A 23,970-nucleotide genomic window follows, 5' to 3' on the forward strand; every position below is an offset into this window, starting at 1 on the left:
CTTATAAGTATTGCCATAAAAATGGCTTCTGCAAGCCATAGAACTTCTTCAGAAGCCATTATACTTTAATTTTTAAGTATAAAATTATACTATTCTACCGTAACACTTTTAGCAAGGTTACGAGGTTGATCGACATCCAAACCGCGACGGGCAGCAATATGATAAGCCAATAATTGCAGGGGAACTACTGCCAGAATTGGAGAAAGTAATTCTTCTACATGAGAGACGGGAAGAAGATCGTTAAAGATTTCCGCAGCTTCGCCATCGTTGACGGGAGTCACGCCAATTAAGCGAGAATCTCTAGCTTTGGCTTCTTGGGCATTAGAAATAACTTTTTCGTAAACACTACCAGGGATTGCGATCGCAACTACTGGTACTTTCGCATCTAAAAGTGCGATCGGGCCGTGTTTCATCTCTCCAGCCGGATACCCTTCGGCGTGAATATAGCTGATTTCTTTTAATTTCAACGCCCCTTCTAAAGCAATGGGAAAGTTAATTCCTCTTCCTATAAAAATGAAATCTTGGGTTTCGGCGAATTCGTGGGCTAACTGTTCGGTTAAACGTTCCTGACTTTCTAAAGTTGCTTCAATTTCTTTGGGAATCTGCCGCAACCCATTAATAATTTGATTTAATGTATCTTTTGAAACTGTCTGACGACGAGCAGCTAAATCCAATGCCAAAGCATAAAACGCCATCAGTTGGGCGGTAAAAGTTTTCGTCGCTGCTACCCCAATTTCAATTCCCGCTAGGGTACTGATAATATGCGGCACCAAATGACCAAGGCTGCTTTCTGGGCGATTGGTAATACCTAGTAGTCGCGCTTGATATTTAGCTTCTTTCCCCTGGCGACGTTCTTTTTCCATTGTCAAAGCTGCTAGGGTATCGGCGGTTTCACCTGATTGGGTAACACCGATAATCAAGGTGTTAGCTGTCACGGGTGATGGTGCATAACGATACTCAGAAGCATAATGTACTTGAGTTGAAATTCCTGCTAATTGTTCGAGTAAATATTTGCCGATTAATGCTGCGTGCCAACTAGTACCACAGGCGACGATCTGAATTTGTTCTAAATCAGTGTATAAATCTTCAGGTAAACCAAGATTGATTGGGGATTCGGTAGAATCGGCTGGATTAAAGTAAGCGTCTAAACTAGCTCTCACTACCCCTGGTTGCTCATGGATTTCTTTGAGCATGAAGTGTTTGAACCCCTGCTTTTCTACCATTGCCGGATTGTAGTTGAGCAATCGGGGTTGTTTTTTCAACCTGTCGCCAGCAAAATTGTAAATCTCAGCACCCAAAGGTGTGAGGCGGGCAATTTCGCCATTTTCCAGAGGTAGCACTGCACGGGTGTAGGCAACGATCGCAGGGGTATCAGAGGCACAAAATAACTCCCCTTGCCCAAAACCAATTACCAAGGGTGCTTGTTGACGGACAACAATCAATTCATCGGGGTAGTCAGCAGAAATAACTGCGATCGCAAATGCCCCTTTTAGGTGGTTAACGGCTTGGCGAATTGCTTCTAGGAAGGGAGATGAGGAAGATGAGGGAGGAAGATTCTTTAAAAATTCGGCTATTAAATGGGGAATTACTTCTGTATCGGTTTCAGAAAGAAATATGTGTCCTTTGGCTTTGAGTTCTTCGCGTAACTCGCGGTAGTTTTCAATAATGCCATTTTGCACCACAGCTACTCGTTTTGCTGTATCCAAATGGGGATGGGCGTTGTACTCTTCTGGTTTACCATGAGTTGCCCAGCGTGTATGACCAATACCAATTTGGGCAGGGGTTTCTATTTGTTCCAGTTTAGAACGCAGGTTATGGAGTTTGCCCTTTGCCCGTACACAATTTACCTCACCTTCCCAAACAGTGGCGATTCCAGCCGAATCGTAGCCCCTGTACTCTAGTTTCTCCAGTCCAGCTAGTAAAATGTCTGTCGCCGCTTGAGTGCCTATATATCCAACAATTCCGCACATTCTTCACGCCACTTTTTTTCAGGATGATTAAATCCAGTATAGTAGGTAGCATAAAGTGGACGTTTTGCAAAGAAAAAAGGGAGTATTTTACTCCCTCTATCACTAGGTATTGTTATGGATTTTAGGTTTTTTTACAGCGGATTCCCCGTCAGCTTTTGACTTGACGGTACAAATACAGCTTCTAGGATTTAGATACCCAGAGATTATATCCCCAATCTAAAATTGCGATTTCATGAAGAGTGCTGAGTTCCGATCTCCGAGTGAAGAATCAAAAAATTGTATTTGTGATTTACTTCTTTTTATCTCAGCACTCAGCACTCAGCACTCAGCACTCCGATCGGCACTCAGCTTTTTAGTAAGCTAGACCCATACTGCGAGTTGTTTCAGCGCCCAGGTAAACCCGGATGCTCAAAAAGTCGGTGGGACAAGCGGTTTCGCAACGCTTACAGCCCACGCAGTCTTCTGTACGGGGTGAGGAGGCAATTTGAGCAGCTTTACAGCCGTCCCAAGGAACCATCTCAAGTACATCAGTAGGGCAAGCGCGGACGCATTGGGTGCAGCCAATGCAGGTATCGTAGATTTTTACGGAATGAGACATTGAATAAACGGCTCCTTTCGAGTGTTCTTCTCTGCGAAAGAATCATAATCAACGCATAGTCTACCGCAGTGGTTGATAGGCCGTAATCAAAAGGCTACATAACTTCAAACAATGTAATAAGTACCCTTAAAATTTGTTTTTGCGAGATTGTCCCTATTGACTGATAATTAGCAACATCATCAGAGCGTATTTACCACAGTGATATACCATAATGGCGTTGAATCGTAAAGATAGATGAAACAAAATTAAAAGGGAATTTGCGATCGCCACTTCTCTGTGTAAACGAAAACAGTTTGGCAATCTAGATTACGCAAAAGCTTTTGCGGTGTAAATCATTAATTTAAAGACTGCGATCGCAATCAGAAATTTTTAGCGATCGCTCACTAATAACTTGTATATTTAATTTTTTAATTCTGGCAATCTCATAATGTTTATTCCTACCTATCAGAGGATTTCAGAACTTGCAAACTCATCATTTATAGTAGGAATTTGTGTTTTAATATTTGGCAGGGTAGCGGTTACTTGCAGTTGTTCATCTATATTTTTATCATCATTAAATTTATCTTTTACATACTCCCTTTCTCGGATTTGTCGAACAATACTTTCTAACAGCCAAAGTTGTTCTTCTACAGACAAGGCAAGGATAGAGCGCTCAATTTCTAGTAAATTCGGTGAGATCATTTTACTTTTGATTCCTAGTAAGGTGTATTTTTCAAAGATATTATATTCAGTCTATCTGGTTAACCTAGAGCATCGTCAATCCCCGATTATTTTCCCCACGCCTATCATTTCACAAATCATCAGAGATTGCTATAAATAACTAGAAAGCCGTTTTATGACTTTTTAATTAAGTATTACTGCTGAAGCAAAATGTGCGCTAAACTGACTACATGAATTACGAAACAGCTAGGAAACTCCTCATAGATCAGACAATCACAACCGAGGAAAACCCAGATGCACTGTTAACGCGTATGAAACAGGGCAAACCGCCGGTACCCGGTCAGATCACTTCGATTTTGTTGGCATTGAAAGTGGTGTTTGAAGCCCTCAAAGATGCAAAGAGCCTAGACCGAGAACTGGCTTTGACCCTTTATCAGTTAAGCATTAAGGCACAACAGCTATTTGGTGCAGGGCGTAAAGCCGGGGTAGATTGGCCACCACTACTCAAAGAAGATTTACTACGAATTTCCTTAGCAGCTGAAAGTATCTTTTCGGGTATATGGCAAACCTTAGCTCCGATGGAGTTGGGGAAGAGATGAGGAAGCAGGGGAGCAGGGGAGCAGGGGAGCAGGGGAGCAGGGGAGCAGGGGAGCAGGGGAGCAGGGGAGCAGGGGAGCAGGGGAGCAGGGGAGCAGGGGGAAAGGAAAATAATTCCTCACTTCTAACTCAACACTCAGCACTCAGTACTCAGCACTCAGCACTCAGATAGATGCCTATTAACGAATTTGCAGTTCATTTTCTAACTTGTCTAGGTCAGTTTTGAGCAAAACGGTCATTTGACCGGTAAAAGCTTTGCCATTCTTGGGTTGGGCAACTTCCACCCAATATACATAGCGATCGCCTACTCGTAATTCTCCCTTTAAGGCTTCCCGAATTGGAGTTCTGGCCAGACGCGCTGAATTAACTACCTTCTGGTTGGGATATTGATACACGACTTGGGCGCGATCGTAGTCTTGATAAATCTCCAAGCCATAAATCACCCGCAAGGATTCTTGGAGACGCGTAAATGTCATGCCGTTAATAGCATCATACATAGTAATACGCTCAGTCCGAATTGTGCCACGGTCTTTGGAAAACTCGACTCTACCAGGAGGCAATACCGACGCTTGAAAAGTGAATCGTTGGGCAGCAGTATCAGTCTTTTGCACAAATAATTGCTCCCCTCTCCTGGGGCGGAGTGTCGGATGTGCTTTAATCCAAGTGCCTACCTCTTCTGTACTTTGTCCTGGTAAAGCATTGGCTTGGGAATCAAAAAGCGTTCCCACACAGAGCCAGGGCACTAGAGAAAAAGGTAAAATTAAACAGTTAAGTAGAGATTTTTTGAGCATTTTGCTGTTCAGGATTTTCATAGAAATTTCCCCATTTGGGATTAACCATAGTCTTCCCGTTTTTCAGCAAAATTACTTCAATGGTTTGTAGCGATCGCTCAACGATAAAACTTATATCAATACTATTCGGTTGAGGCAAGAGACGCGATGAATCGCCGTCAAGACAAAACGACTGATTATTGTAGAGACGGCGATTTATCGCGTCTTTGTGATGATTTATCTAGGCACTTCTCAAAGCCACAATGGGGTCGAGTTTAGCAGCGCGACGTGCAGGAACAACGCCAAAGAATAAACCAATAGCCCCAGAGACACCAACTGCCATAGTAATCGCTACAGGAGAAAGACTTGCTTCTAAAGGAGTCAAGGCTCCCACCAATAGGATGCCACTGACACCAACCGCAGTCCCGACTAAGCCGCCAGCTGCGGAAACAATCACTGCTTCAATGATGAACTGTAGCAAAATATCTTGCTCAGTTGCACCGATCGCTTTTCGTAATCCGATTTCTTGGGTGCGTTCGGTGACGGAGACGAGCATAATATTCATAATGCCAATGCCGCCGACAAACAGGGATATACCTGCGATCGCAGCTAGCATAATTGTTAATGCACCTGTAATTTGACCGACAGTTTGCAAAGCATCTTTCTGGCTGCGAAGGGTAAAGTCATCTTCACCATTAATTTTGTGCCGTAGACGCAGCAAATTAGTAATTTGAAATTCTGCTGCATCCACGCTATCGGAATCACGAGCAGCAGCAACGAGATAATCTAAGGCAATACCATAAGGAGAATTCTTACCCACAAGTCGGTTTGCTGATGTGGTGATTGGTATTAAGGCAGCATTATCATAATCTGCTCCCACGCTGGAACCTTTGGCTGTTAACGTTCCAATCACTTGAAAGCTGGTATTTCCAACTCGCAATTGCTGTCCTACAGGGTTACTATTACCGAATAGTTTTTCTGCCAAGTCTCCACCCAGCACCACCACTTGGTTACTTCGCTTGATGTCTATCTCAGAGAAAAACCTGCCTTTATTAGTTTCAAAATCCCGCACAGATAGGAAACTGGGAGTTGTGCCAATGATGTTGACATCGGTGTTTCTGTTGCGGTATGTAATTACCTGTCTTCTATTTAACTCTGGTGCAACTCCTACTACAGTTGGGACTTGAGAAGCGATCGCATCCGCATCTTGCAACACCAGAGTTTTTGGCACTTCAAAGGAGATCCGCTGAGTTTCTCGATTACCTGGCAGTACAAATAGCACATTTGGTCCTAATGACTGCAACTGTTTATTCACATACTTCTGCCCACCTTCGCCAATACCAATCATGGCAATCACCGAAGCGTTGCCAATAACTATACCCAACATTGTGAGGGCGCTACGCAGTTTATTTGACAGCAGGGTTTTCCCCGCCATATTCATGCTTTCGAGAAAATTCATATCTTAAATTACGAATTACGAACTTGTACTGAGCGTAGCCGAAGTATTACGAACTTGTACTGAGCGTAGTCGAAGTATTACGAATTATTTTGTTCTTTAGCCTTTTCGATTTTGTAATCTTTGGGTGGGTTAACAAAAATGCGATCGCCTTCTTTAACTCCCTCTAAAATCTGAGTTTGGTTTTGAATTTGTGCCCCAACTGTAACTTCGCGGAACTGGGGTTTATTCTTTGCATCGGGTACGAGTACGCCAGTTTTACCCTTTTCGGTGACGATTGACACCGTTGGTAATACCAAAGCATTATTAACGCGATCGCCTAAAAAAGTCAGATCCACATTTAAGCCAGAACGCAGTTTATCTATGCCAGTATCGAGAGCAACCCGCACCTGGAAGGATGTCACACCTTGTTCCACCACTGCTTCGGGAGCAATCAGACGCACATGACCTTTAAAAACTTGATCGGGATAGGCATCGGCGACAATTTCCACCTGCTGTCTCTGTTTTATTCTGCCAAGATCGGCTTCGGGAACTTGAGCTAATATTTCTAAACCCCTTGCTACGGCAACAATTGAACTGGAAGTTGCCGATGCACTAGTAGAAGCAGAAGTTGTGGGTGTGACAAACGCACCTGGTTCGGCATACTTTTGGGTAACAATTCCCGACAAAGGAGCGCGAATAATAGTATCTTCCAACTGCACTTGTACACCCTTTAACTGAGCCTCAGCGGATGCAACAGCGGCTTGACGCTGGGCAATTTCCTCAGAACGGGTTCCATCTTCTAACAGTACCAATGCTGCCCGTGCTTCGTTAACAGCGGCTTGGCGTTGGTCAATTTCCTCACTCCGAGTCCCACTTTGGACTAAGGAAAATCGTTTTTTCGCTTCTTCTAAATTAGCTCTAGCACTTTTGTCATCGCTGATGGCTTGATCGAGTAATTGTTTTTTCTCTGCTCCCTCTTTATATAGATATTCGTAACGCTTTACCTGTTCGCTGGTGTAATTCACCCTTGCTTGAGCCGCATCCACTTGGGATTGAGATTGAGCAATTTCTTGGGGACGATTACCAGCCTTAGCTGCGGCTAATTGGGCTTGAGATTGTGCTAATCGGGCCCTCGCTTGAGCGATTTCTTGAGGACGACTACCAGCAAGGGCTTGGGCTAGCTGTGCTTGACTTTGGGCTAAGTTGGCACGATACTGGCTCCTTTGAGCCTCAATACCGGCGCTATCCATGCGGGCGAGAATTTGCCCTTGTTGAATGCGATCGCCTTGTTCCACATATAATCGCGACAGCACTCCGGGATTCTTCGGACTAATATTTACGCTCTGAACTGGCACGACTTTGCCACTAGCTGTAATCCGCAACGTGACGGTTTGGGCTGCAACTGGCACAGTTAGTTGAGCAATATCTTCTTTATTTGTCCCTTGATTTACCAAAGTGTAAGTTGTTATAGTACCCACAACCAAAGCACTCCCCGCCATTAGCCCCATCAGCCAGCGCAATGGATACTTAACTTTGCCAATAACTGGAATTTCTATGTGCGTAGCCATATTATAGAAGCCTGTAAATCTTGCGGTATAAGAGTATTTTTTAGTTAGGGGACAAGTGGATAATACGGAGTTGTTAAAGCTTTGGGATTAAATTTGTATGAGTTAATTAACAACTAGACGCATAATAAGCTTCACAGTTGCTTAATCTTCCTTCATACTAGGCATTTGTATTTCTGTATGTCTTCACCTAAAAGGGTGACTTTAGCCACAGCATATTAGTGCAATCCTGAACTATTCGTGAGAAACAAGATCCCCGACTTTTTTGAGAAGCTGGGAATCTACGGCTGGCAATTCTCACAAATCAGATAGGATTGCTATAGTGCGATCGCGCTTTAGTTGCTCTGTATCCTTTGCTTTTTCCCTACCGCAAAGCAGTTTGTAATTATTGCTGAAATTGGGTTAATAGCCAAGCACCAAGTTGACTTTGATTTATTTGACGAGTTCGCCGTAATGCATCGTTTAATAAAGAAATTGCTAATCCTGGTAATACCTGAGATTCTGTAATCCGCCTACTACCTTGGTTTTCAATGGCAAAAGCCATAACTTGGACATTCTGGACATTTAAAATCCAGTATTCTTTCACTCCTAAATCTTCGTATAAAAGTCGTTTTTCACCTTGATCGTCAGCAAGTGAGGTATTAGCCACTTCAATAACTAAATCTGGTGGTGAATATATATCTAAATTGATGATAGAAGTGCCGTAGGGAATGACATCAGCATTTTCACCAATATAGTAAGACACATCAGGTTGAGCTTCCCTAAAGCCTGTTTTCCGATATGTACAATTATCCTTGGCATTTAGAGCAATGCCTTTAATGCTCGCAAACAAGTTAACAGCAAAGAGAATAATTGCATGGTCGCTGGCATGGTCATTCCCGATTGCGTAGATTTCAATCCTCATCTGTCCATTGTGGTAGTAGCCCTTGGCTTTTTCGTAGTCAGGATTTTCAATTATTTGGATATATTCATCCCAAGTTGCTGTTATCCAGGTATCGGTTGCTAGTTGGGTCTGTAATTCGCTCATAATATTGCGAAAGAGGAACTTTAACAACGATCATACAAGTTTCATTTTCCAGCATTAAGCTGACAGCAAAGCTTTAACTGCATCCTTGCTAACAATTTTCGTAGTGGCGTGTCAAGGCTAATATGTTGCAAAAAAATGTAGGTTGGGTGGAGGCTTTGCGTAACCCAACATCCTGATAATCAGTTGGGTTGCCCTCCGGGTGGATGAATTCAGTTCAAAAGTGGATGAACGGAGTTTTGAGGTGGATGAACGAGTATATTTGTAATTTTTGTGGGCATAGCTTATCATTCCTCAAACCCATGTGCTTATATTGTAGGCTGTGTCTAACCTACATTTATGCTCTGAACAAGGGTTTTAGCTATGCAGTCTAGAAATTTATTTTCGGGCAGTTAAACAACGCAGATACTTAAACTTACTTACTAGTTTGCAACTAGTAGCTCTGTGCAAAAATTTTCCGTCACATTTTCCTGTACTTGATTCAAAATCATAGAAACAAACTCCTCAAGGTCGAATGGCTTAAGTAAATATTCTTCAAAGTCTACATCTGGAATTTGGTCATAAGTACCTGTGGTAGATGTTGAAGTCACAATGATTGGGATATGCTTACCATTGTCTGCCTCTATAGCATTCAATGTATTTAGCAATGTATAAATATTTTCACCTAAAAACCTAATTTCACTGACAATAATGTTGGGTGTGAACCAACTCAGGGTTTCTAAAGCTTCTTTTACGGAACCAGCGGTAATTACATTTGCGCTTAGGTCTTCGAGTAAAAAAGCATACAAATCTCTACTATCGCGATCGTTGTCTACAACGAGTACTTGTACACCTTTGAGTATCCCAACTGCCAAGCAAAAGTCATTGATTAAATTCATAATAAGACCTGCGATTAAGACTTTAAGGGCAAAGCGATCTGAAAAATCCTTAGTCTTAAGGAGACGAGACAAACGGATAGGTAAATAAAGAGTAGTAGAGAACCACTAAATGGTTGAGAATTACTAGGTTCTGTTTTTATACTATGAGCGGGTGTTGTTTGATTTCCTAAATGAATTGATTAACTACGACACAAAACGTAGAAAAACTTTTCAAAAAAAGGCACGGTATGTTCACTCCAAAAATTTGTGGTTCAATTAACTGAAAATAGCTGTAAACGATTAATCAACAAAACTATTCCCATTCCCTGTCCTCAAGTTCCTTCTGAGGCAATAATCAGGTGGCTTCAATTTCTTGCCTGATAGCAAGGGTTACTTCACAATTGCTATACAGGCAATCGAGTCGTAACTGATTAGCATCATAGTAACGTTGTAACACTTGCTGTTGTTCAATGCTAAACCCGGATTTCTCACGCATAGTGTAGGCAGAGGAGTGTGGGGAGTGTGGGGAGTGTGGGGGGTAAGACTTCTTCCCCATCCCCCCACACCTCCCACACCCTTTGGATTTCTCACTTGTGAGAAATCCAGGCTAAACTCCCACTGGTGGTTAATGTTTCGATAATTAATCACCGTTGTCTTTAACTGTTCAGCCAAGATTGAATAGTTCGTCTGCCACCACAGTTCAAACCGTTCTTGACTTTGACGAGAATTGGGAAATTCGTCCGAGAGTTGTTGCAGAGATTTATAAAGTCCAACATCCAGAACAATCGACCACTAAAAAACCGCCAAATCGGTTGTCTAGTCTTGAGATTGACTTCTGCGGCTAGATTGTCTTGTATCCACCCCTTGAGAGCAAATGCCCTTTTAGCCTCTTGAATTCCGGTGAGTGATGCTTGGAGCGATCGCTTGACCATAGGACAAAAACCCTGCTCCTCAAATCATGGACTTTAACTTTTATTAATATCTGCAATCTTATAGTTGTTTCTATGATAATAACAATTCTACTCGTTTAAAGTTATACAAAACCCCAGAGTATACTTTCGTTTTCTTAAACTTTTATATTGAAATAAAACGTTAGACATTGATCTTATACATTTCAACCTTTCGACGAGACATGAATTCAAACACTGATCTGTAATGCTCAAGTATGAATTGAAGGGTTATTTGCAAATTACTTGCTTGATATAAGCTGATAGTTGCATCACATGGAGATAATTTAAGCCAATTTGATTAAACAAGTAGTAGAGCTTATATCTCAAAATTATGCAACTACTTACAACCACTTGTATTATCGAAAGACCCCTTTTAGCAAAATATCTGCGAGACGGGCTTCAAAAACTAGATATTTGGAATTCTGCTTTATCCTGAAAAATTGTCAAAACATTAGGCTGACATTCTTTGACTATTGCAATGATATCCCTGGCTTCTTCTTGATATAAGTCTTCGATGTAGCCAGTTCTAGAAAGTTGTGCCTCTTTCTCGCTATCAAAAGGGCCAAAGTAATAAGTACAGCGTGGAACAGCCGTGTTAATTTCTACCCACCAAGCAAACTCTGACTGATTAGATTGAAATAAATTCATGAGGGATACCAATGATTAATTAAGATGATGTTTTTATTAAACTGGCAACTTTAAAGATAAATAATGTCGCATTCTCAAATATTTACTACTAAGTGAAACTTTCTTAAAAACTTAAAAAAGACCTAACCTCACCTTCCACAGTGGAAAGGAAGATTCAAAGCCTTTCTCTTAAAAGGAGAGACCTATAATATTTAATGAAAGTTGAGTTACTTAAAATATATTTAGACAGTAATGAGGTAGTTACTATCAATAGTTTCTACCCCACAGAGGTTATTCGCTATCTATATATTATATTTTATTTACCGAGGAATCAACAATGATGTGGATGACACTGTTATCATCAGCAGCATCGGGTTTTGAGGCTGTGGGGCATAATCTACCTTGACATTATAGAAAGGGTCAATTTTAATACTTGAACCTTCAATCGGCTTTATGGACATCACCTTGCCGGAAATGACGTGATAGGTCAGGATTTCCTGGAGCTTATTAATATTGTTAAGCAATGTCTCTACAGTATCTGGTGCAAGCTTTGCAAAAGCTTGATCTGTGGATGGAGAGGCGATAAACGAGTCAACACTTTTGAGAGCGTCTATCAAATTGGCAGCCTTAATTGCATTAACCAAGGTACTAAAAGAACCAGCCGTAAGGTCAGTATCAATAGCATCAGCCATTTATTTCACTTAGTTATTATGTAATTTGCTAATTATTTTGAGTATGACATCCTAGTGTTAGAAATCGTGTTTGAGCAAGAGGTTGATTAATGTATGATTTGTATAATATGAGCTAAAAAAAAATTAAATAATTAAAATACAGCATAATTTAATAATTAGAAGTTAGGATTTTGGAGTAAATGGAAAAATATTGTTAGCGATAATCCAAAATTTTTGATTAGGTTGCTGGTGGATTGCGGAAGCGATAAACATACTCTACACTATACATCTTGCATAAATTAACTTATATCTTGCACCAGGCGACTAGAAGTCGCGGCCACACAGACTTGTGTTGAGCATCTCGACTTCGCTCGATGGAACCGGAGTCGAAATACAAAACCTACCTAGCCTGCGGCAACGCCAAGGGCGAACGCAGGTTGAAAAGCCTTGATTTGGCGTTAGTTTGCGTGGTGCGCGCAGCCCAAGCGCGATAGGCGGACTTCTCTGCGAGACGCTACGCGTAGCTTGCTTCTCCGTTCGCGTAGCGTCCCGTAGGGAAGGAGTACGTTTGTATAGCCGCGATTTATAATCGCTAGGGCTAGGTGCAATATCTGAGTTAAGGCAAGAGACGCGATGAATCTGAGACGCGATGAATCGCCGTCTCTACAATAATCAGTCTTTCGTCTTGACGGCGATTTATCGCGTCTTTAGCGATCTAGAATTGAATTTTCATCAAAAAACTTTAACCGAACCCTATTGCCCTAATTCCCTTCTCCCAGCAAGCGAGAAGTTGATCTGATGTTCTTTATATTACTAGAAAACGCTATATTAGCCCTGCAATTAATTACAAGGCTAATGTAGAAGTTTTATTTATTTCACTTTTTTAAAACTACATGGAAAGAATTTAAATACCCATTAATAGTTTTAGCTAATGTCTTCTGCTGTTTTTTTGTAGTTATTGCCATTACTTGATATAGTCTTCCTTCGGCAACATACATTCTACTTTTAGTAATTTTCCCTCCAGAATTGATGTACTCAATTTCTTTGCCGGGATGATTATTGTAACTACGAATGTTTCGTTGACTAATTAAATTACTTTTCGTAGTCTTTAAAGCCATATCCCGTGCATTATTAAGTACAGCTTGAGGATCAGCCATTTGACCGTAACTATAAGGAAAATCATTGTAAGCAACTATGTATGCTACTTGCTGTTTTGGTGGTTGAGCAACAAATATTTCTAGGTTAATTTCCCCCATATAAGTTTTTTGGGATTCGGTATTTCTGCTGGGGCTTCCCGGCATCAAAATCGTAAAACGTCCATCTGGAGCGGTGAATAACTTCCATTGTGGCTGCACGGGTTGAGAAACCTTTGGTTTGACAACAGCTACCGGATGTTTTGGTTGACGCGCTTCTACAAGAACAGAGCCACCACAGACAAAGGTGGCGGCTATTAGTGGCAACAGACTTTTAACTGTCATATTTTTTGCCCTTTGAGATGCTGATCTCACTGATGATGCCAGCTGTTATAACCTAGCAGCACATAAAGCAGCACCAATTAGGCCGACTTGTGAGTTGAGGATAATATACACCGGGATCTCTTCAAGGAGGCGGCGCATTCTACCTTTTTGGGTGAAATTTAATAAGAAGCCGCTGTTTTGGATTAAGGGCAGGATTTTGGGCGCAATTCCACCAGCAATGTATAAGCCACCGTAAGGTAGGAGTTTCAGGGCGAGATTGCCGGCTTCTGCACCGTAAGCCTCTATAAATAATTGCAAAGTTTGTTCCGAGAGGCGATCGCGTTTTTCTAGTGCAGCCGTACCAATGACAGCACCGGGATCGACACTCTTCTCTTCTTGTCCGGCTTCTTGTTCCCAAGTTCTCACGATTTGGGCGATATCTGGTGATTCAGCAGCAAATTTGCGATCGCGCAGAAATTGGTAAATTGCCACAATTCCCATTCCAGAAACCACGCGTTCTACAGAAATGCGTTGGATATCATGTTTACCCAGCAGGTATTTCAATAGTTGAAACTCGATTTCGTTTCGAGGGGCAAAGTCAGCGTGTCCACCTTCCGAAGAAAAAACTTGATAGTCGTTTCCCTGTTTAATTAAAAATCCTTGCCCTAAGCCAGTACCAGCACCAATAATAGCAATAGGGGTTTCGGCTTGAGGTTTGCCAACTTGCAACGTGTGCAAGTCTTGTTTTTGTAAACCTGAAATGCCATAGCCAACGGCGGCGAAGTCGTTAATCAAAGAAATGTGTGGGATACCCAATTCTTCTTCTAAACGTTCGGTATCTAGGAACCAGGCTAAATTGGTTAGTTTGGCAGTATTTTTGACAATGGGGCCTGCGATCGCAAAACAAGCCTTTTCTGGTGTCGGTGTATTAGCTTTGACCAAAAACTGCTGCACTATAGGTACTAAATCGGGAAAATCAGCGCTGTGGTAACTTTCCTGATAAATAGTATGTGAATTTGGTGAATCTGATGTTTCAACCAATCGCAAAATAGTTTTAGTCCCGCCGATGTCTCCTGCTAGTAACAAAGTCATAGAATTATTCGTGAATTAATTACTTTTTTTGTAGGATATACCCAACGTACCAGAAGGCGTGAACGCAAATCTCTATCAAAGGTTTAAGCAAATCGAATAACTTCTTCTATGTGGGTTAAATGGGAAGTATCTCCCGTTAGTTCTAATAACCATTCTGGGTCTTGGCGTACCACTTTTACCAGAGAACATAAAGAAGCTTTAACTTCTGTTTTGGCAATGTCCCCTACTAGCCCCATTGCTCCGCCCAACACAGATGCACCATGCGCCACTAGCAGGATATCCTCTGGGAAGAACTCAGTAGCTAAACATCTAGCAGTTTGCCCAGAACGTTCTCGCACTTTTTCGTGGGTTTCAGGAAATTTGGCGGCGATACGCGAGGTATAGCTGGTGTCAATTCTGGGGAATAACTTCGCTAAAGCTGGAGTTGAGAGTCTTTCGGGTTCTTCCGTCATCCAAACTGGATTTAGCCATTCACTCAAGCCTGTTTCGAGTTTAATCGGCAAGTTGAGCATTTCTGCAACTGCGTTTGCTGTTTGTACGGTTCGCAGAAAAGGAGAAGCGAAAATATGTCCAATCTTTTCTTTTTTCAATCGTCTAGCTAACTGCTGTGCCTGAAGCATACCATCATCAGACAAGGGTGGATCGTAGCGTCGTTCGGCGGTGAGAAACCAATCGGGGTTTACAAAATCGAGGCGGTTAGCGTGTCTTGCTATCCAGACTATTTGACTCATAAGTTTAATCATTCCGGTGAATAGAATTCGCCGCTAAACAAATATATAGATATCTGCAAGGAGGCCTGCAAATATTAATATAGGACAAAAATCGTAATAATATTTAATAATACTAATGATTAGGAAAAGTTATAAGTGTTGTCAATTTAGTTTTATTTAAAGCTTTTTTAGCCAAGTTTCTAAAGCAATATCGACTAGCTCATTCAAAGTTTTTCGAGATTTAATAGCATTTTGATACTCTTTATGTCGCTAAGATATCGCAAATTTGACCATTAACATAATATTGTCGCTTTAGCGGAATTAATCCGAAAAGTTCCTTTAAATTAGCCCAGACAAAATCTTCTAAATCAGCTTCAGTCGCAAATTTCCAACTATTACCCGTTTTTATTAAATTTACGAAATCCATTATTTGGCTCTAACTTCAGCAAATTACTACCTTTAGTATTCCCAAAGCTAGACAAGAATTTATACAATTGCTTATATAGCGCTTCTCAGTTGAGTAGGTAGAAGAACCCCACCCCCAACCCCCTCCCCGCAAGCGAGGAGGGGGCTATGATGTTAGGAAAAGCTATAATTTCAACCATCCAAATAGTTGCCCTACAGTTAATTTAAAATCGCTAACTAAATCGGGAACTGGTAATATTTCTTGTTCTTCTTGTAAAAGTTCTGGTTGCTGCTTTGGTGGATAGACTAAAACAGAGCGATCGCCTGGATCAATTAACCAACCTAAACGACTACCATATTTTAAACAATGTAGAATATTTCCAGTTACTTTAGTCTGGCTTTGATCTGGCGAAAGAATCTCAATTGTCCAGTCTGGATATGTATTGAAGACATTAGCAATATCTCCACGTTCATCTACGGGAATCCTTTCCCAAGCAAACACAGCGACATCAGGGACAATTGAACGTCCGCCAAAAGTACACCGCAATTCTGGGAAAGCAAGGGCAATTTTTCGACTTTCACCTACTTCATTTATACCTGTGACTAACTTACCCTGTAATTTACTATGTTTTCCTTGAGGCATTGGCTTTTGAATAATTTGACCGTTGATGTATTCTGAGCTAGGCTTTGTTTCTGGTAGTTTCAAAAACTCTTCTAAAGTTAGGGGTTTAGTTGGTGATTTTACCATCTGCTTCTACTTCCTAATTTTTTACATACAACAATCATGTATCGTTTAAAATTTTAACTGGGTAAGCACGAATTGCATCATCGACAGTTACAATAGTAAGGTCATGCTGCAAAGCTTGACAAATTAGCATTCGGTCAAACGGATCGCGATGGATATTAGGAAGCTTGCTAAGTTGTACAACACTATCCTCTGTTAAAGGAAGACTAGTAATCAAATGCCGCTCACGCTGTATCGGCAGATAAATCTCAGGTGATTCAGGTAAAGGTAATTTGCCTAATTGATACTTAACGGTTGCTTCCCAAATAGAAATTATACTTAGATATACATCATTGTCAGTATTACGAATAATCTCTATAAACGTATTAGACAAACGGCGATCACTACTAATAAACCAGAGAAAAATATGGGTATCTAGTAGGAGTTTCATTTCCCCTCAAACTCACTTATAATATTCTCTGGCAGTGGTTCATCAAAATCATCGGGTACAATAAACTCTCCTGCGCAGAGTCCGAATGGTCTAGAGAGTTCAGGTGCTTTTACCATCGGTTTAATTTCAGCAATTGGCTTTCCAGCACGTATAATTACAAGAGTTTCCCCAGCTTCAACGCGCTGAAGGTAGCCTAATAAGTCACGTTTTATTTCATCGACACTAATCCAGTTCATAAGAAATTTATTGGATTATTACTCTACTATAATCATCACCCTAAATAAGCTTTTTTAACTCGCTCATCACTAATTAATTCTGAGGCTGCACCTGTTAAAGTTATAGAACCAGCCTCTAGAACGTAACCGCGATCGGCAATTTGTAGCGCCAAATTCGCGTTTTGTTCAACTAACAAAATAGTCACGCCTGTAGCACGGAGATTTTCAATAATAGAAAAGATTTCCCGGACGATCGCAGGTGCTAAACCTAAGCTAGGCTCGTCTAAAAGTAAGAGTTGTGGTTTACTCATTACAGCACGTGCGATCGCTAACATTTGTTGTTCGCCACCACTGAGAGTTCCTGCTAGTTGATTGCGTCTTTGCGATAAACGGGGGAATAGCTCAAATTGGCGCTGAATATCTGCTTTGATCTCGGCTTGATTGGAGCGAATATAAGCACCCAAAAGTAAATTATCAAATACTGTTTGCCGCGCTAACACTCTGCGTCCTTCAGGACAATGGGCGATACCAAGTTGTACAACTTCGTGAGTTTGGCAGCGGGTAATATTATGTCCATTATAGATAATTACGCCACTCTTAGGATTAACTACTTTAGATATGGCGCGGAGTGTAGTCGTTTTTCCAGCACCATTAGCACCAATTAGAGTAACTACCTCGCCTTTTTGAATAATTAAATTAATCTTTTTTAAAGCTTGGATGCCGCCATAATTAACATCAAGTTCTTGAACTTCTAAAATTGTATAGTTTGGTCTACTATCGGCATTCATTGGCGGTTTACATCCAGAAATGTTGATTCAAAATCTAAGATACATCAATCATACATTTCTTAAAACAGTTCGTAGACATTGCTTCAACTTCAAACCAACGCCATAATACCGTAATCTTTATGATGTACCATTAATTACTGATAAATATATCAAGCGTCCAGTGGCAAAAGTAGCAGATATTGGTAGCAAGCGACTAATTAATTTAGCTCCCGATGCATGGGTAAAGTGGGTGACACAACGTCCTGAAGTCGTGGCGAAAGAAATTCTCGGCTCTGAGTTTCATTGGATTAGCCGGGAAACAGATGTGTTAGTGAAAGCATACAGTGCCACTCACGGCGATTTTCTCGTACTCAATGAACTACAACTGCGTTACACTGCACAGATGCCTCTACGGATGAGAGCCTATGCTGCCTTGGCACAAGAACGGTATCGATTGCCAACTTACCCAGTACTGATCAACATTTTACCGCCTCCACCTACGTTAACTATTGTTAATAGTTACGAGCAGGAATTTTTAGGATTACGTGCTATTCAAGATTATCGCGTGATTAATTTGTGGGAAATCGATGCTGAAATAGTGTTTCAGGAACCACTACCATCATTGTTACCCTTTGTGCCAATCCTGCGAGGAGGGGGAGAAGTATCGGTTGTGCAACGCGCATTACAGGCGCTACGAGCCGATGAACAGTTGAACCAATTAGAATCATTGCTGGCATTTTTTGCTAGCTTTGTGTTAGACACGCCTTTAGTGCAACAAATCATGAGGTGGGATATGGCAGTATTGCGAGAATCGCCTTGGTATCAAGAAATTGAGCAAAGAGGTATTCAGCTAGGTCTTCAGCAGGGTGTACAACGGCAGTTAATACGAGTATTGCGACGACGCTTTGGTGAAATTCCTCATGAAGTAGAAGCAAGGCTTGAGAGCGAAAGTGTGGAAAAATTAGAAAATTTAATGGATAGCGCGATCGCTGTGAGTTCTTTAGACGAATTTATGGTAATTTTGTCCGCATAAATTCATTCATTTCCCAAATAAGCTTCAATTACAGCCGGATCATTTCTGACAACTGCGGGTTCACCCAATGCAATCAATTGCCCAAAATCTAATACAGCAATGCGATCGCACAAACCCATAACTAATGGTACATGGTGTTCAATGAGGACGATCGTCAAATTGAAGCGATCGCGTAGACTACGGATAAATTCACTGAGTTGCTGCTTCTCGTTGGGATTCATCCCCGCCGCAGGTTCATCGAGAAGTAAAATTTGTGGTTGTAACGCTAAAGCACGGGCAATTTCTAGCCGTCGCTGATCGCCGTAGGCAAAGTTTTTGGCTTTTTCGTCAGCGCGATCGCTCAATCCCACCAAATCTAATAAATCTAAAGCTTTTTGCTTAGTTTTTAATTCTTCACGAGGCGCTGGTGGTAATCCCAAAACACCTGTAATCATATTACTTTTAGTGTGTAAATGTCGGGCGATTATCACATTTTCTAACGCTGATAATTCCCCAAATAAGCGGATATTTTGGAAGGTACGGGCGATACCTAAAGCCGCAATTTGATGAGGACGCAGTTGAGAAACTTCTGCGCCTTGATAAATTAATTTACCGCTAGAAGGTGAAATGAAAGCAGTAATTAAATTAAACAATGTTGTTTTGCCAGCACCATTAGGGCCAATCAGTCCAAAAATCTCATATTTATTTACACTAAAAGATACATTATTTACCGCTACTAAACCACCAAAGCGACGAGTTAATGCTCTTGCTTCTAAGACAATACTGTTATTACTTCCTGAAATACTATGTGACATTTTTGCATACTATTATGAATATAAAACTTACGCAATAACTCTCTAAAAATCTTATTCCTTTGCGCCCTTTGCGTGCTTGGCGGTTCGTTTTTTTCTTTGAAAAACATCTGGAGTAATTAGCCCTTGGGGGAAAAAGATTGTACCTATTACTATTAGTAAGCCAAAAATAATTAATCTCCCATCTCGCAAAAACTGCGCTAACCAATTAGGTAAACCACCAGTATCAGCAAGGCTTCGTAGAATCTCTGGTAAAGCAGTAAATACCATACCTCCGACTACTGGCCCTAAAAAACTTCTCGAACCACCAATTAAAACAAAAGTTAAATATATAATACTACTATCAAAAGTACCTTGGCGAGCATTCCAGGTATTGAGAAAGTGAGCGCTAATTGCACCTACAACCCCTGCAAGTATCGCCCCTAATGTAAACGCTAAAACTTTGTAATAAGTCGGATCGATTCCCATTGCACCCGCAGCTAATTCATCTTCGCGGATAGCAATAAAAGCCCTTCCCACGCGGATACGTTCTAAACGGTAAAGCAACACCATACTAATTAATAGTAATGGCAACGCAATCCATAAATATTCAAGTTGTGTTTGGAAAGGTTGAGGAATACCAAAAATTCCAACAGCACCGCCTGTAATGTCTAGATTGAGAGAGATGACGCGCAGAACTTCCACAAAAGCGATAGTTGCGATCGCTAAATAAATTCCTCGCAATCTCAATGCTGGAATTCCCACCATTACACCCAATAATCCAGAAATTACACCCGCAATTAGCATCTCCAATAACAACAAGGGAATTGGAAATAAACTACTGCTAGATGTAAAAACTTTTGTGGATAAAATTGCTGCAATATATCCACCTAAAGCATAAAATCCTGGACTAGCTAAAGACAATTGTCCTGTCATTAGCGGTAAGTAAAGCGATAATCCTAATAGCGCCCCCAATACCATAGAGACAATCAAAGAAGCGTAAGTAGCGAAGAAATCAGCCATTTTATTTAATATATTTTGATTAAACTTAATCAAACTATCGATTTTATCAACTCTTAAGCTGTTAATATTTGCTCTGCTGTCAGCGCCAGTTCAGGAAAAGTTCGCGATCCAATTCGTTCTGAACCTCTAAAGTGTGTGCATTGGTATTTACCCTCATCATCTAATAGAAAAACAAATACAGCCGGAACTTTTGGATTTCCCAAATATTCTCTTAGCCCAATTGCCAAATAATCTACAATCCAATATTCTGTAATACCTAAGCGTTGATATTCATCTAATTTATCAATGTAGTCATCTTCCCAATTAGTTGATGTCACCTCTACAGCTAATTGGATAGGTTCTTCAAGTGCAGCATAAGCAGAACGATTTGAGCGCCATACATCTTTATCTATGACACTTACATCAGGCTTGCGCCCTTGTTCTATACCATTGGCAGTTATAGTTTTAAGTAATGCTGTATTTTTCACTACGTAATTCAGATTTATTTGCTTAATTTCATCATTAAAACTAAATAATATAAACTCAGCGACATCATCATGATTTCTGGTTGCACGCACTTCTAGAATTTCTCCATCCACAAGTTCATATAAACCTGACTCTGGACACTGTTCTAAAAATTGCTCAAAAGTTAATTTTTGTTTAGTATATGTTTTCATAGCGCTACGTCTCTTTAAACTTTCTGAATAAACCGCCGCCCTAACAAACCTTGGGGTCTAACTAATAGCATGATAAACAAAATTGCAAAGGCTACTGCGTCTTTATATCCAGAATAATCAGCAGGGACAAACGCCTCTACTAATCCGATTAACAAACCTCCCAACACTGCACCAGGAATACTACCTAAACCACCTAAGACAATTACCGCTAAACCCCGCAAACCAAAAGCAATACCGAAATATGGCCCTGCAATACTAACACTAGAGGCGACTAAAGTTCCTGCTAATCCTGCTAAAAAACTGCTGATGAAGAATGTTAGGATGATAAAGCGATCGCTATTAATTCCTAACAAACTAGCTGTAGTTGGATCTTCTGCGATCGCTTGCATTGCTTTACCATATTTAGTTCGATTGATAAAATAGGTAAGAATTGCCACGATCGCCACTGACACAGTAAAAATTACCACCTGAACGCTGCGAATCGGAATTGGGTTTTCTGGACTCCCAAAGTTAATCGCAGGTGGCAAATTACCATAAGTATTTGCGGGGTATGTATAACTTTCCGCACCTATTAAATATTGGATTAAATTCACAATTACCACTGCTACCCCCAAGCTGGAAACAACAGTTAGCAAAGGATCGGAGCCTTGACGCCGCAAAGGTTGAAAAGCAACGCGTTCCATCACTACCCCTACCAATCCTGCTAAGGTGCTTCCTAAAATTAAGGCTATAGCAAATGGTAATTTTATCGGCAAGGCTGCATTAGCTAACAAGCCATTAAATCCAAAGTTCCCACCCATAAGCGCATAAGTGAAATATGCACCCAAGGTAAAAATCGCGCCATGAGCTAAATTAATAATGCCCAAAATAGAATAAACCAAGGTATATCCTAATGCAAAAATGGCATAAACGCTGCCAATGGATAACCCATTTAATAATTGCTGCAAAAAGAGATTGATATTCATGTCGCAACTATTTTAGAAATGTGAATTTACCTTGACTCCCGTCTTTTTCCATTTTTATTTGGGCTACATAGAAATCTTTTTGCACAACTTCACCTGTGGGAGTAAAACCAATTTCACCCAATGGTGTATTGTATGCTCCTTCAAGTATTTGTTTGTTTAACTGTGTCCGTAATTCTGGTAGCTGTAGTTTGTTGATTTTGCTCTTTTTATCTAAAGATTGGAGTGCTTCGACATAAACTTGCACTGCTGCAAAAGCTTGGGCACTAAATTGGGGTGGTTCTTTTTTATATTCTTCAATATAGGCTTTACGAAACGCCGCGTTAATTTCACCTGGATGTTCTGGACTGTAGGCTTGAGCAATCAATACCCCATCACAAAGCGCTTTACAAACTGGCAATAAATTCGATGTATTTAGACCATTTCCACCGACAATTAAGCCTTTATAACCCAGTTCCCGCAATTGCCTAACTAAATTACCACCATCAGCAGCCAAGCCAGAAATAATTACCAAATCTGGTTTGAGATTAATTGCATTGGTAGCTTGGCTTTGAAAATCTGTATCACTAGTTTGGAATTTTTGGACTGTTACCAATTCCAGTCCTTGATCCTTAACTGTTTGCTGAAAAATTTCCGTTTCTGACTTGCTAAATGCATCATTTTGGGCATAGAAAACTGCAACTTTTTTCAGTTGAGGATTTTGCTTAAGTGCAGCTTTTACCGAATTAGGCGCAACGATGGAAACTGGTGCAGAAACACGAGCAACGTAATCACCAATTTCAGGAATATTTTTAGCAGTATTTGATGGCCCAATAATTGGTACTTTTGCCCGTTCGCCAATCGGATCGGCACTAAAGGCTTGCTGTGACAAAGTTGGCCCAACAATTCCAACAACTTTATCTTTATTAATTAGAGTTTGAAAAGCGTTTATTGCTCCTGCTTCATCACCGCTAGTATCTTGAAAAACTAATTTAATTGGTGTGCCATTAACACCACCTTTACTATTGAAATACTTCTGGGCAAGTTTGGCTCCAGCGACTTGTTCTTGACCCAATAATGCCACATTACTAGTTTGGGCAACACCAATACCGATGGGAATACCACCTGATAATGTACCCGTTGTCGCTGGGGTATTGCTTGCAGTGTTATTTGGGGTACTATTTGGACTATTAGTTGGAGAATTTGTGACTGTACTAGTACCACCACCACAGCCTGTTAGTAGTAAAGCGCAAGTTGATAATAATGCTGTTGTCCGAGCGATCGCGTTGTTCATCGTTGGATAATCATCTAGTTATGAGATATTCGGCAAGAGTTAATAGTAAAGCTTATAATCTGCAAACAAAATAATGCAGATTTACACTTTTGCACGAATTCTATTAAATCATTCTTATTTCACCATGCAAAGAGAAATATTCAAAGTGCTTGTAAATACAAATTATTATAATTAGTAATGATTTTATCATTCCCTGGTTCTACTGCTATAAAGTCGCTGGAAAAATATCCGCGTCAGAGCGTCTGTGTTAACCAGGTAATTTGAGGTCGGTTAAGTATTAAGTAAGGAATCTTAAGTGCTTTTTTCATTACCAGTTAATTCTCTAGGTTCGTAGTGACGGCAACCGTTACATGGGCCTTCGGGATTGATAGCACAGCGGATGTAGCCAGACCGAGCATTAAACTTGCAGCTGATATCGCCAATTAAATAACCCACGCCTTCTAGATAATAGCGATCGCCTTCCACAGGTCTGACGTTGTGCCGTCCCTGTACCACTGAAAAATTCATGGCTGCTTGCCTCATCCGCAAGCGCGATCGCTGGGCTTTGCGGATCATCCACAGAGAAAACAAGGACGGTAAAAAACCAACGGCAATCACTAAAAGTGTCTTTAGCACCTTCTTTTTACCTCTTCTGTGCGCTGATTGATTGTCCCTGATGTTACACTCTGGTTTTACGGAAGTGCAAATACTAGGGCGGCTTTGTCT

General features: G+C 40.8%; 28 protein-coding genes and 2 pseudogenes. 3 read left to right on the forward strand and 27 right to left on the reverse strand.

Annotation, left to right across the window (positions count from 1 at the left end; translation table 11 throughout):
* Positions 1-89 precede the first annotated feature (89 nt).
* From glmS to V7K61_RS29085, 3 genes are all read right to left on the reverse strand, one after another.
* On the reverse strand, positions 90-1,970 hold the full coding sequence (gene glmS, locus V7K61_RS29075) for a glutamine--fructose-6-phosphate transaminase (isomerizing) (protein ID WP_335058927.1): 1,881 nt from the start codon (positions 1,968-1,970) through the stop codon (positions 90-92).
* A gap of 352 nt (positions 1,971-2,322) precedes the next feature.
* Positions 2,323-2,568 carry a photosystem I iron-sulfur center protein PsaC gene (psaC, locus tag V7K61_RS29080; protein WP_015175986.1) on the reverse strand — a complete coding sequence of 82 codons (246 nt, stop codon included), beginning with the start codon at positions 2,566-2,568 and terminating at the stop codon, positions 2,323-2,325.
* Positions 2,569-3,012: 444 nt separating this feature from the next.
* Positions 3,013-3,249, reverse strand: coding sequence for a hypothetical protein (locus V7K61_RS29085; protein ID WP_335058929.1), 237 nt, complete (start codon positions 3,247-3,249; stop codon positions 3,013-3,015).
* A gap of 209 nt (positions 3,250-3,458) precedes the next feature.
* Between V7K61_RS29085 and V7K61_RS29090 the strand changes: the two genes are divergently transcribed.
* Together V7K61_RS29090 and V7K61_RS29095 are read left to right on the forward strand one after the other, a co-directional pair.
* Positions 3,459-3,827, forward strand: a complete 369-nt coding sequence (locus V7K61_RS29090; protein ID WP_335058931.1) for a Dethiobiotin synthetase — start codon at positions 3,459-3,461, stop codon at positions 3,825-3,827.
* The gene (locus V7K61_RS29095; RefSeq protein ID WP_335058933.1) at positions 3,824-3,997 is read left to right on the forward strand and encodes a hypothetical protein; all 174 of its coding nucleotides are present in this window, start codon (positions 3,824-3,826) and stop codon (positions 3,995-3,997) included. The genes V7K61_RS29090 and V7K61_RS29095 overlap by 4 nt, the downstream gene beginning before the upstream one ends.
* A 7-nt stretch (positions 3,998-4,004) precedes the next feature.
* Here the strand turns inward: V7K61_RS29095 and V7K61_RS29100 are convergent, their stop codons facing one another.
* From V7K61_RS29100 to V7K61_RS29180, 18 genes and pseudogenes are all read right to left on the reverse strand, one after another.
* A complete protein-coding gene (locus V7K61_RS29100; RefSeq protein WP_335059101.1) occupies positions 4,005-4,616 on the reverse strand; it encodes a hypothetical protein in 612 nt (203 codons plus the stop codon).
* Complete coding sequence (locus V7K61_RS29105) at positions 4,594-4,755, reverse strand: hypothetical protein (RefSeq protein WP_335058935.1); 162 nt, start codon at positions 4,753-4,755, stop codon at positions 4,594-4,596. Before V7K61_RS29105 ends, V7K61_RS29100 begins: the two co-directional genes overlap by 23 nt.
* An 81-nt stretch (positions 4,756-4,836) precedes the next feature.
* Complete coding sequence (locus tag V7K61_RS29110; protein WP_335058937.1) at positions 4,837-6,054, reverse strand: ABC transporter permease; 1,218 nt, start codon at positions 6,052-6,054, stop codon at positions 4,837-4,839.
* Between the two features lie 77 nt (positions 6,055-6,131).
* Positions 6,132-7,601 carry an efflux RND transporter periplasmic adaptor subunit gene (locus V7K61_RS29115; RefSeq protein ID WP_335058938.1) on the reverse strand — a complete coding sequence of 490 codons (1,470 nt, stop codon included), beginning with the start codon at positions 7,599-7,601 and terminating at the stop codon, positions 6,132-6,134.
* Between the two features lie 382 nt (positions 7,602-7,983).
* Positions 7,984-8,625, reverse strand: coding sequence for a Uma2 family endonuclease (locus tag V7K61_RS29120; protein ID WP_335058940.1), 642 nt, complete (start codon positions 8,623-8,625; stop codon positions 7,984-7,986).
* Positions 8,626-9,044: 419 nt separating this feature from the next.
* Positions 9,045-9,500: a response regulator gene (locus V7K61_RS29125; RefSeq protein ID WP_335058942.1), complete on the reverse strand. Its 456-nt coding sequence runs from the start codon at positions 9,498-9,500 to the stop codon at positions 9,045-9,047.
* Positions 9,501-9,834: 334 nt separating this feature from the next.
* Positions 9,835-9,897: pseudogene (locus tag V7K61_RS34250) on the reverse strand (hypothetical protein); the annotation flags it as partial.
* Positions 9,870-10,235, reverse strand: coding sequence for an NACHT C-terminal helical domain 2-containing protein (locus V7K61_RS29130; protein WP_442936381.1), 366 nt, complete (start codon positions 10,233-10,235; stop codon positions 9,870-9,872). The gene V7K61_RS29130 and the pseudogene V7K61_RS34250, both read right to left, overlap by 28 nt.
* Positions 10,136-10,411 carry a hypothetical protein gene (locus V7K61_RS29135; RefSeq protein ID WP_335059112.1) on the reverse strand — a complete coding sequence of 92 codons (276 nt, stop codon included), beginning with the start codon at positions 10,409-10,411 and terminating at the stop codon, positions 10,136-10,138. Before V7K61_RS29135 ends, V7K61_RS29130 begins: the two co-directional genes overlap by 100 nt.
* Before the next feature lie 417 nt (positions 10,412-10,828).
* Positions 10,829-11,077 carry a DUF1816 domain-containing protein gene (locus tag V7K61_RS29140; protein WP_335058946.1) on the reverse strand — a complete coding sequence of 83 codons (249 nt, stop codon included), beginning with the start codon at positions 11,075-11,077 and terminating at the stop codon, positions 10,829-10,831.
* Positions 11,078-11,365: 288 nt separating this feature from the next.
* Positions 11,366-11,748, reverse strand: a pseudogene (locus tag V7K61_RS29145) (fasciclin domain-containing protein).
* 854 nt (positions 11,749-12,602) lie between these two features.
* Positions 12,603-13,205 carry a hypothetical protein gene (locus tag V7K61_RS29150; protein WP_335058950.1) on the reverse strand — a complete coding sequence of 201 codons (603 nt, stop codon included), beginning with the start codon at positions 13,203-13,205 and terminating at the stop codon, positions 12,603-12,605.
* Positions 13,206-13,250: 45 nt separating this feature from the next.
* On the reverse strand, positions 13,251-14,276 hold the full coding sequence (locus V7K61_RS29155; protein WP_335058952.1) for a glucokinase: 1,026 nt from the start codon (positions 14,274-14,276) through the stop codon (positions 13,251-13,253).
* An 83-nt stretch (positions 14,277-14,359) separates the two neighbouring features.
* Positions 14,360-15,007 (reverse strand): histidine phosphatase family protein, encoded by a 648-nt coding sequence (locus V7K61_RS29160; RefSeq protein WP_335058954.1) that lies wholly within the window; start codon positions 15,005-15,007, stop codon positions 14,360-14,362.
* Between the two features lie 568 nt (positions 15,008-15,575).
* Positions 15,576-16,139 (reverse strand): Uma2 family endonuclease, encoded by a 564-nt coding sequence (locus V7K61_RS29165; RefSeq protein ID WP_335058956.1) that lies wholly within the window; start codon positions 16,137-16,139, stop codon positions 15,576-15,578.
* A gap of 34 nt (positions 16,140-16,173) precedes the next feature.
* Positions 16,174-16,566, reverse strand: coding sequence for a type II toxin-antitoxin system VapC family toxin (locus tag V7K61_RS29170; protein ID WP_335058958.1), 393 nt, complete (start codon positions 16,564-16,566; stop codon positions 16,174-16,176).
* Positions 16,563-16,802: a type II toxin-antitoxin system Phd/YefM family antitoxin gene (locus tag V7K61_RS29175; RefSeq protein WP_335058960.1), complete on the reverse strand. Its 240-nt coding sequence runs from the start codon at positions 16,800-16,802 to the stop codon at positions 16,563-16,565. Before V7K61_RS29175 ends, V7K61_RS29170 begins: the two co-directional genes overlap by 4 nt.
* Positions 16,803-16,837: 35 nt before the next feature.
* Entirely contained in the window at positions 16,838-17,569 is a 732-nt protein-coding gene (locus V7K61_RS29180) for an ABC transporter ATP-binding protein (RefSeq protein ID WP_335058962.1), read from the reverse strand.
* Positions 17,570-17,729: 160 nt separating this feature from the next.
* On the opposite strand from V7K61_RS29180, the gene V7K61_RS29185 reads away from it, so the two are divergent.
* Positions 17,730-18,581 carry an Rpn family recombination-promoting nuclease/putative transposase gene (locus V7K61_RS29185; RefSeq protein ID WP_335058964.1) on the forward strand — a complete coding sequence of 284 codons (852 nt, stop codon included), beginning with the start codon at positions 17,730-17,732 and terminating at the stop codon, positions 18,579-18,581.
* Positions 18,582-18,583: 2 nt separating this feature from the next.
* On the opposite strand, the gene V7K61_RS29190 is transcribed toward V7K61_RS29185, so the two are convergent.
* The 6 genes from V7K61_RS29190 to V7K61_RS29215 form a co-directional block, all read right to left on the reverse strand.
* Entirely contained in the window at positions 18,584-19,375 is a 792-nt protein-coding gene (locus tag V7K61_RS29190; protein ID WP_335058966.1) for an ABC transporter ATP-binding protein, read from the reverse strand.
* A 51-nt stretch (positions 19,376-19,426) separates the two neighbouring features.
* Positions 19,427-20,374 (reverse strand): branched-chain amino acid ABC transporter permease, encoded by a 948-nt coding sequence (locus tag V7K61_RS29195; RefSeq protein WP_335058968.1) that lies wholly within the window; start codon positions 20,372-20,374, stop codon positions 19,427-19,429.
* A gap of 53 nt (positions 20,375-20,427) precedes the next feature.
* Entirely contained in the window at positions 20,428-21,030 is a 603-nt protein-coding gene (locus V7K61_RS29200; protein ID WP_335058970.1) for a Uma2 family endonuclease, read from the reverse strand.
* 14 nt (positions 21,031-21,044) lie between these two features.
* A complete protein-coding gene (locus V7K61_RS29205; RefSeq protein WP_335058972.1) occupies positions 21,045-21,995 on the reverse strand; it encodes a branched-chain amino acid ABC transporter permease in 951 nt (316 codons plus the stop codon).
* 7 nt (positions 21,996-22,002) lie between these two features.
* Positions 22,003-23,265, reverse strand: a complete 1,263-nt coding sequence (locus V7K61_RS29210) for an ABC transporter substrate-binding protein (protein ID WP_335058974.1) — start codon at positions 23,263-23,265, stop codon at positions 22,003-22,005.
* Positions 23,266-23,556: 291 nt separating this feature from the next.
* The gene (locus V7K61_RS29215; RefSeq protein ID WP_335058976.1) at positions 23,557-23,880 is read right to left on the reverse strand and encodes a DUF6464 family protein; all 324 of its coding nucleotides are present in this window, start codon (positions 23,878-23,880) and stop codon (positions 23,557-23,559) included.
* Positions 23,881-23,970 lie beyond the last annotated feature (90 nt).

Source organism: Nostoc sp. (assembly GCF_036918015.1).
Classification (GTDB): Bacteria; Cyanobacteriota; Cyanobacteriia; order Cyanobacteriales; family Nostocaceae; genus Nostoc.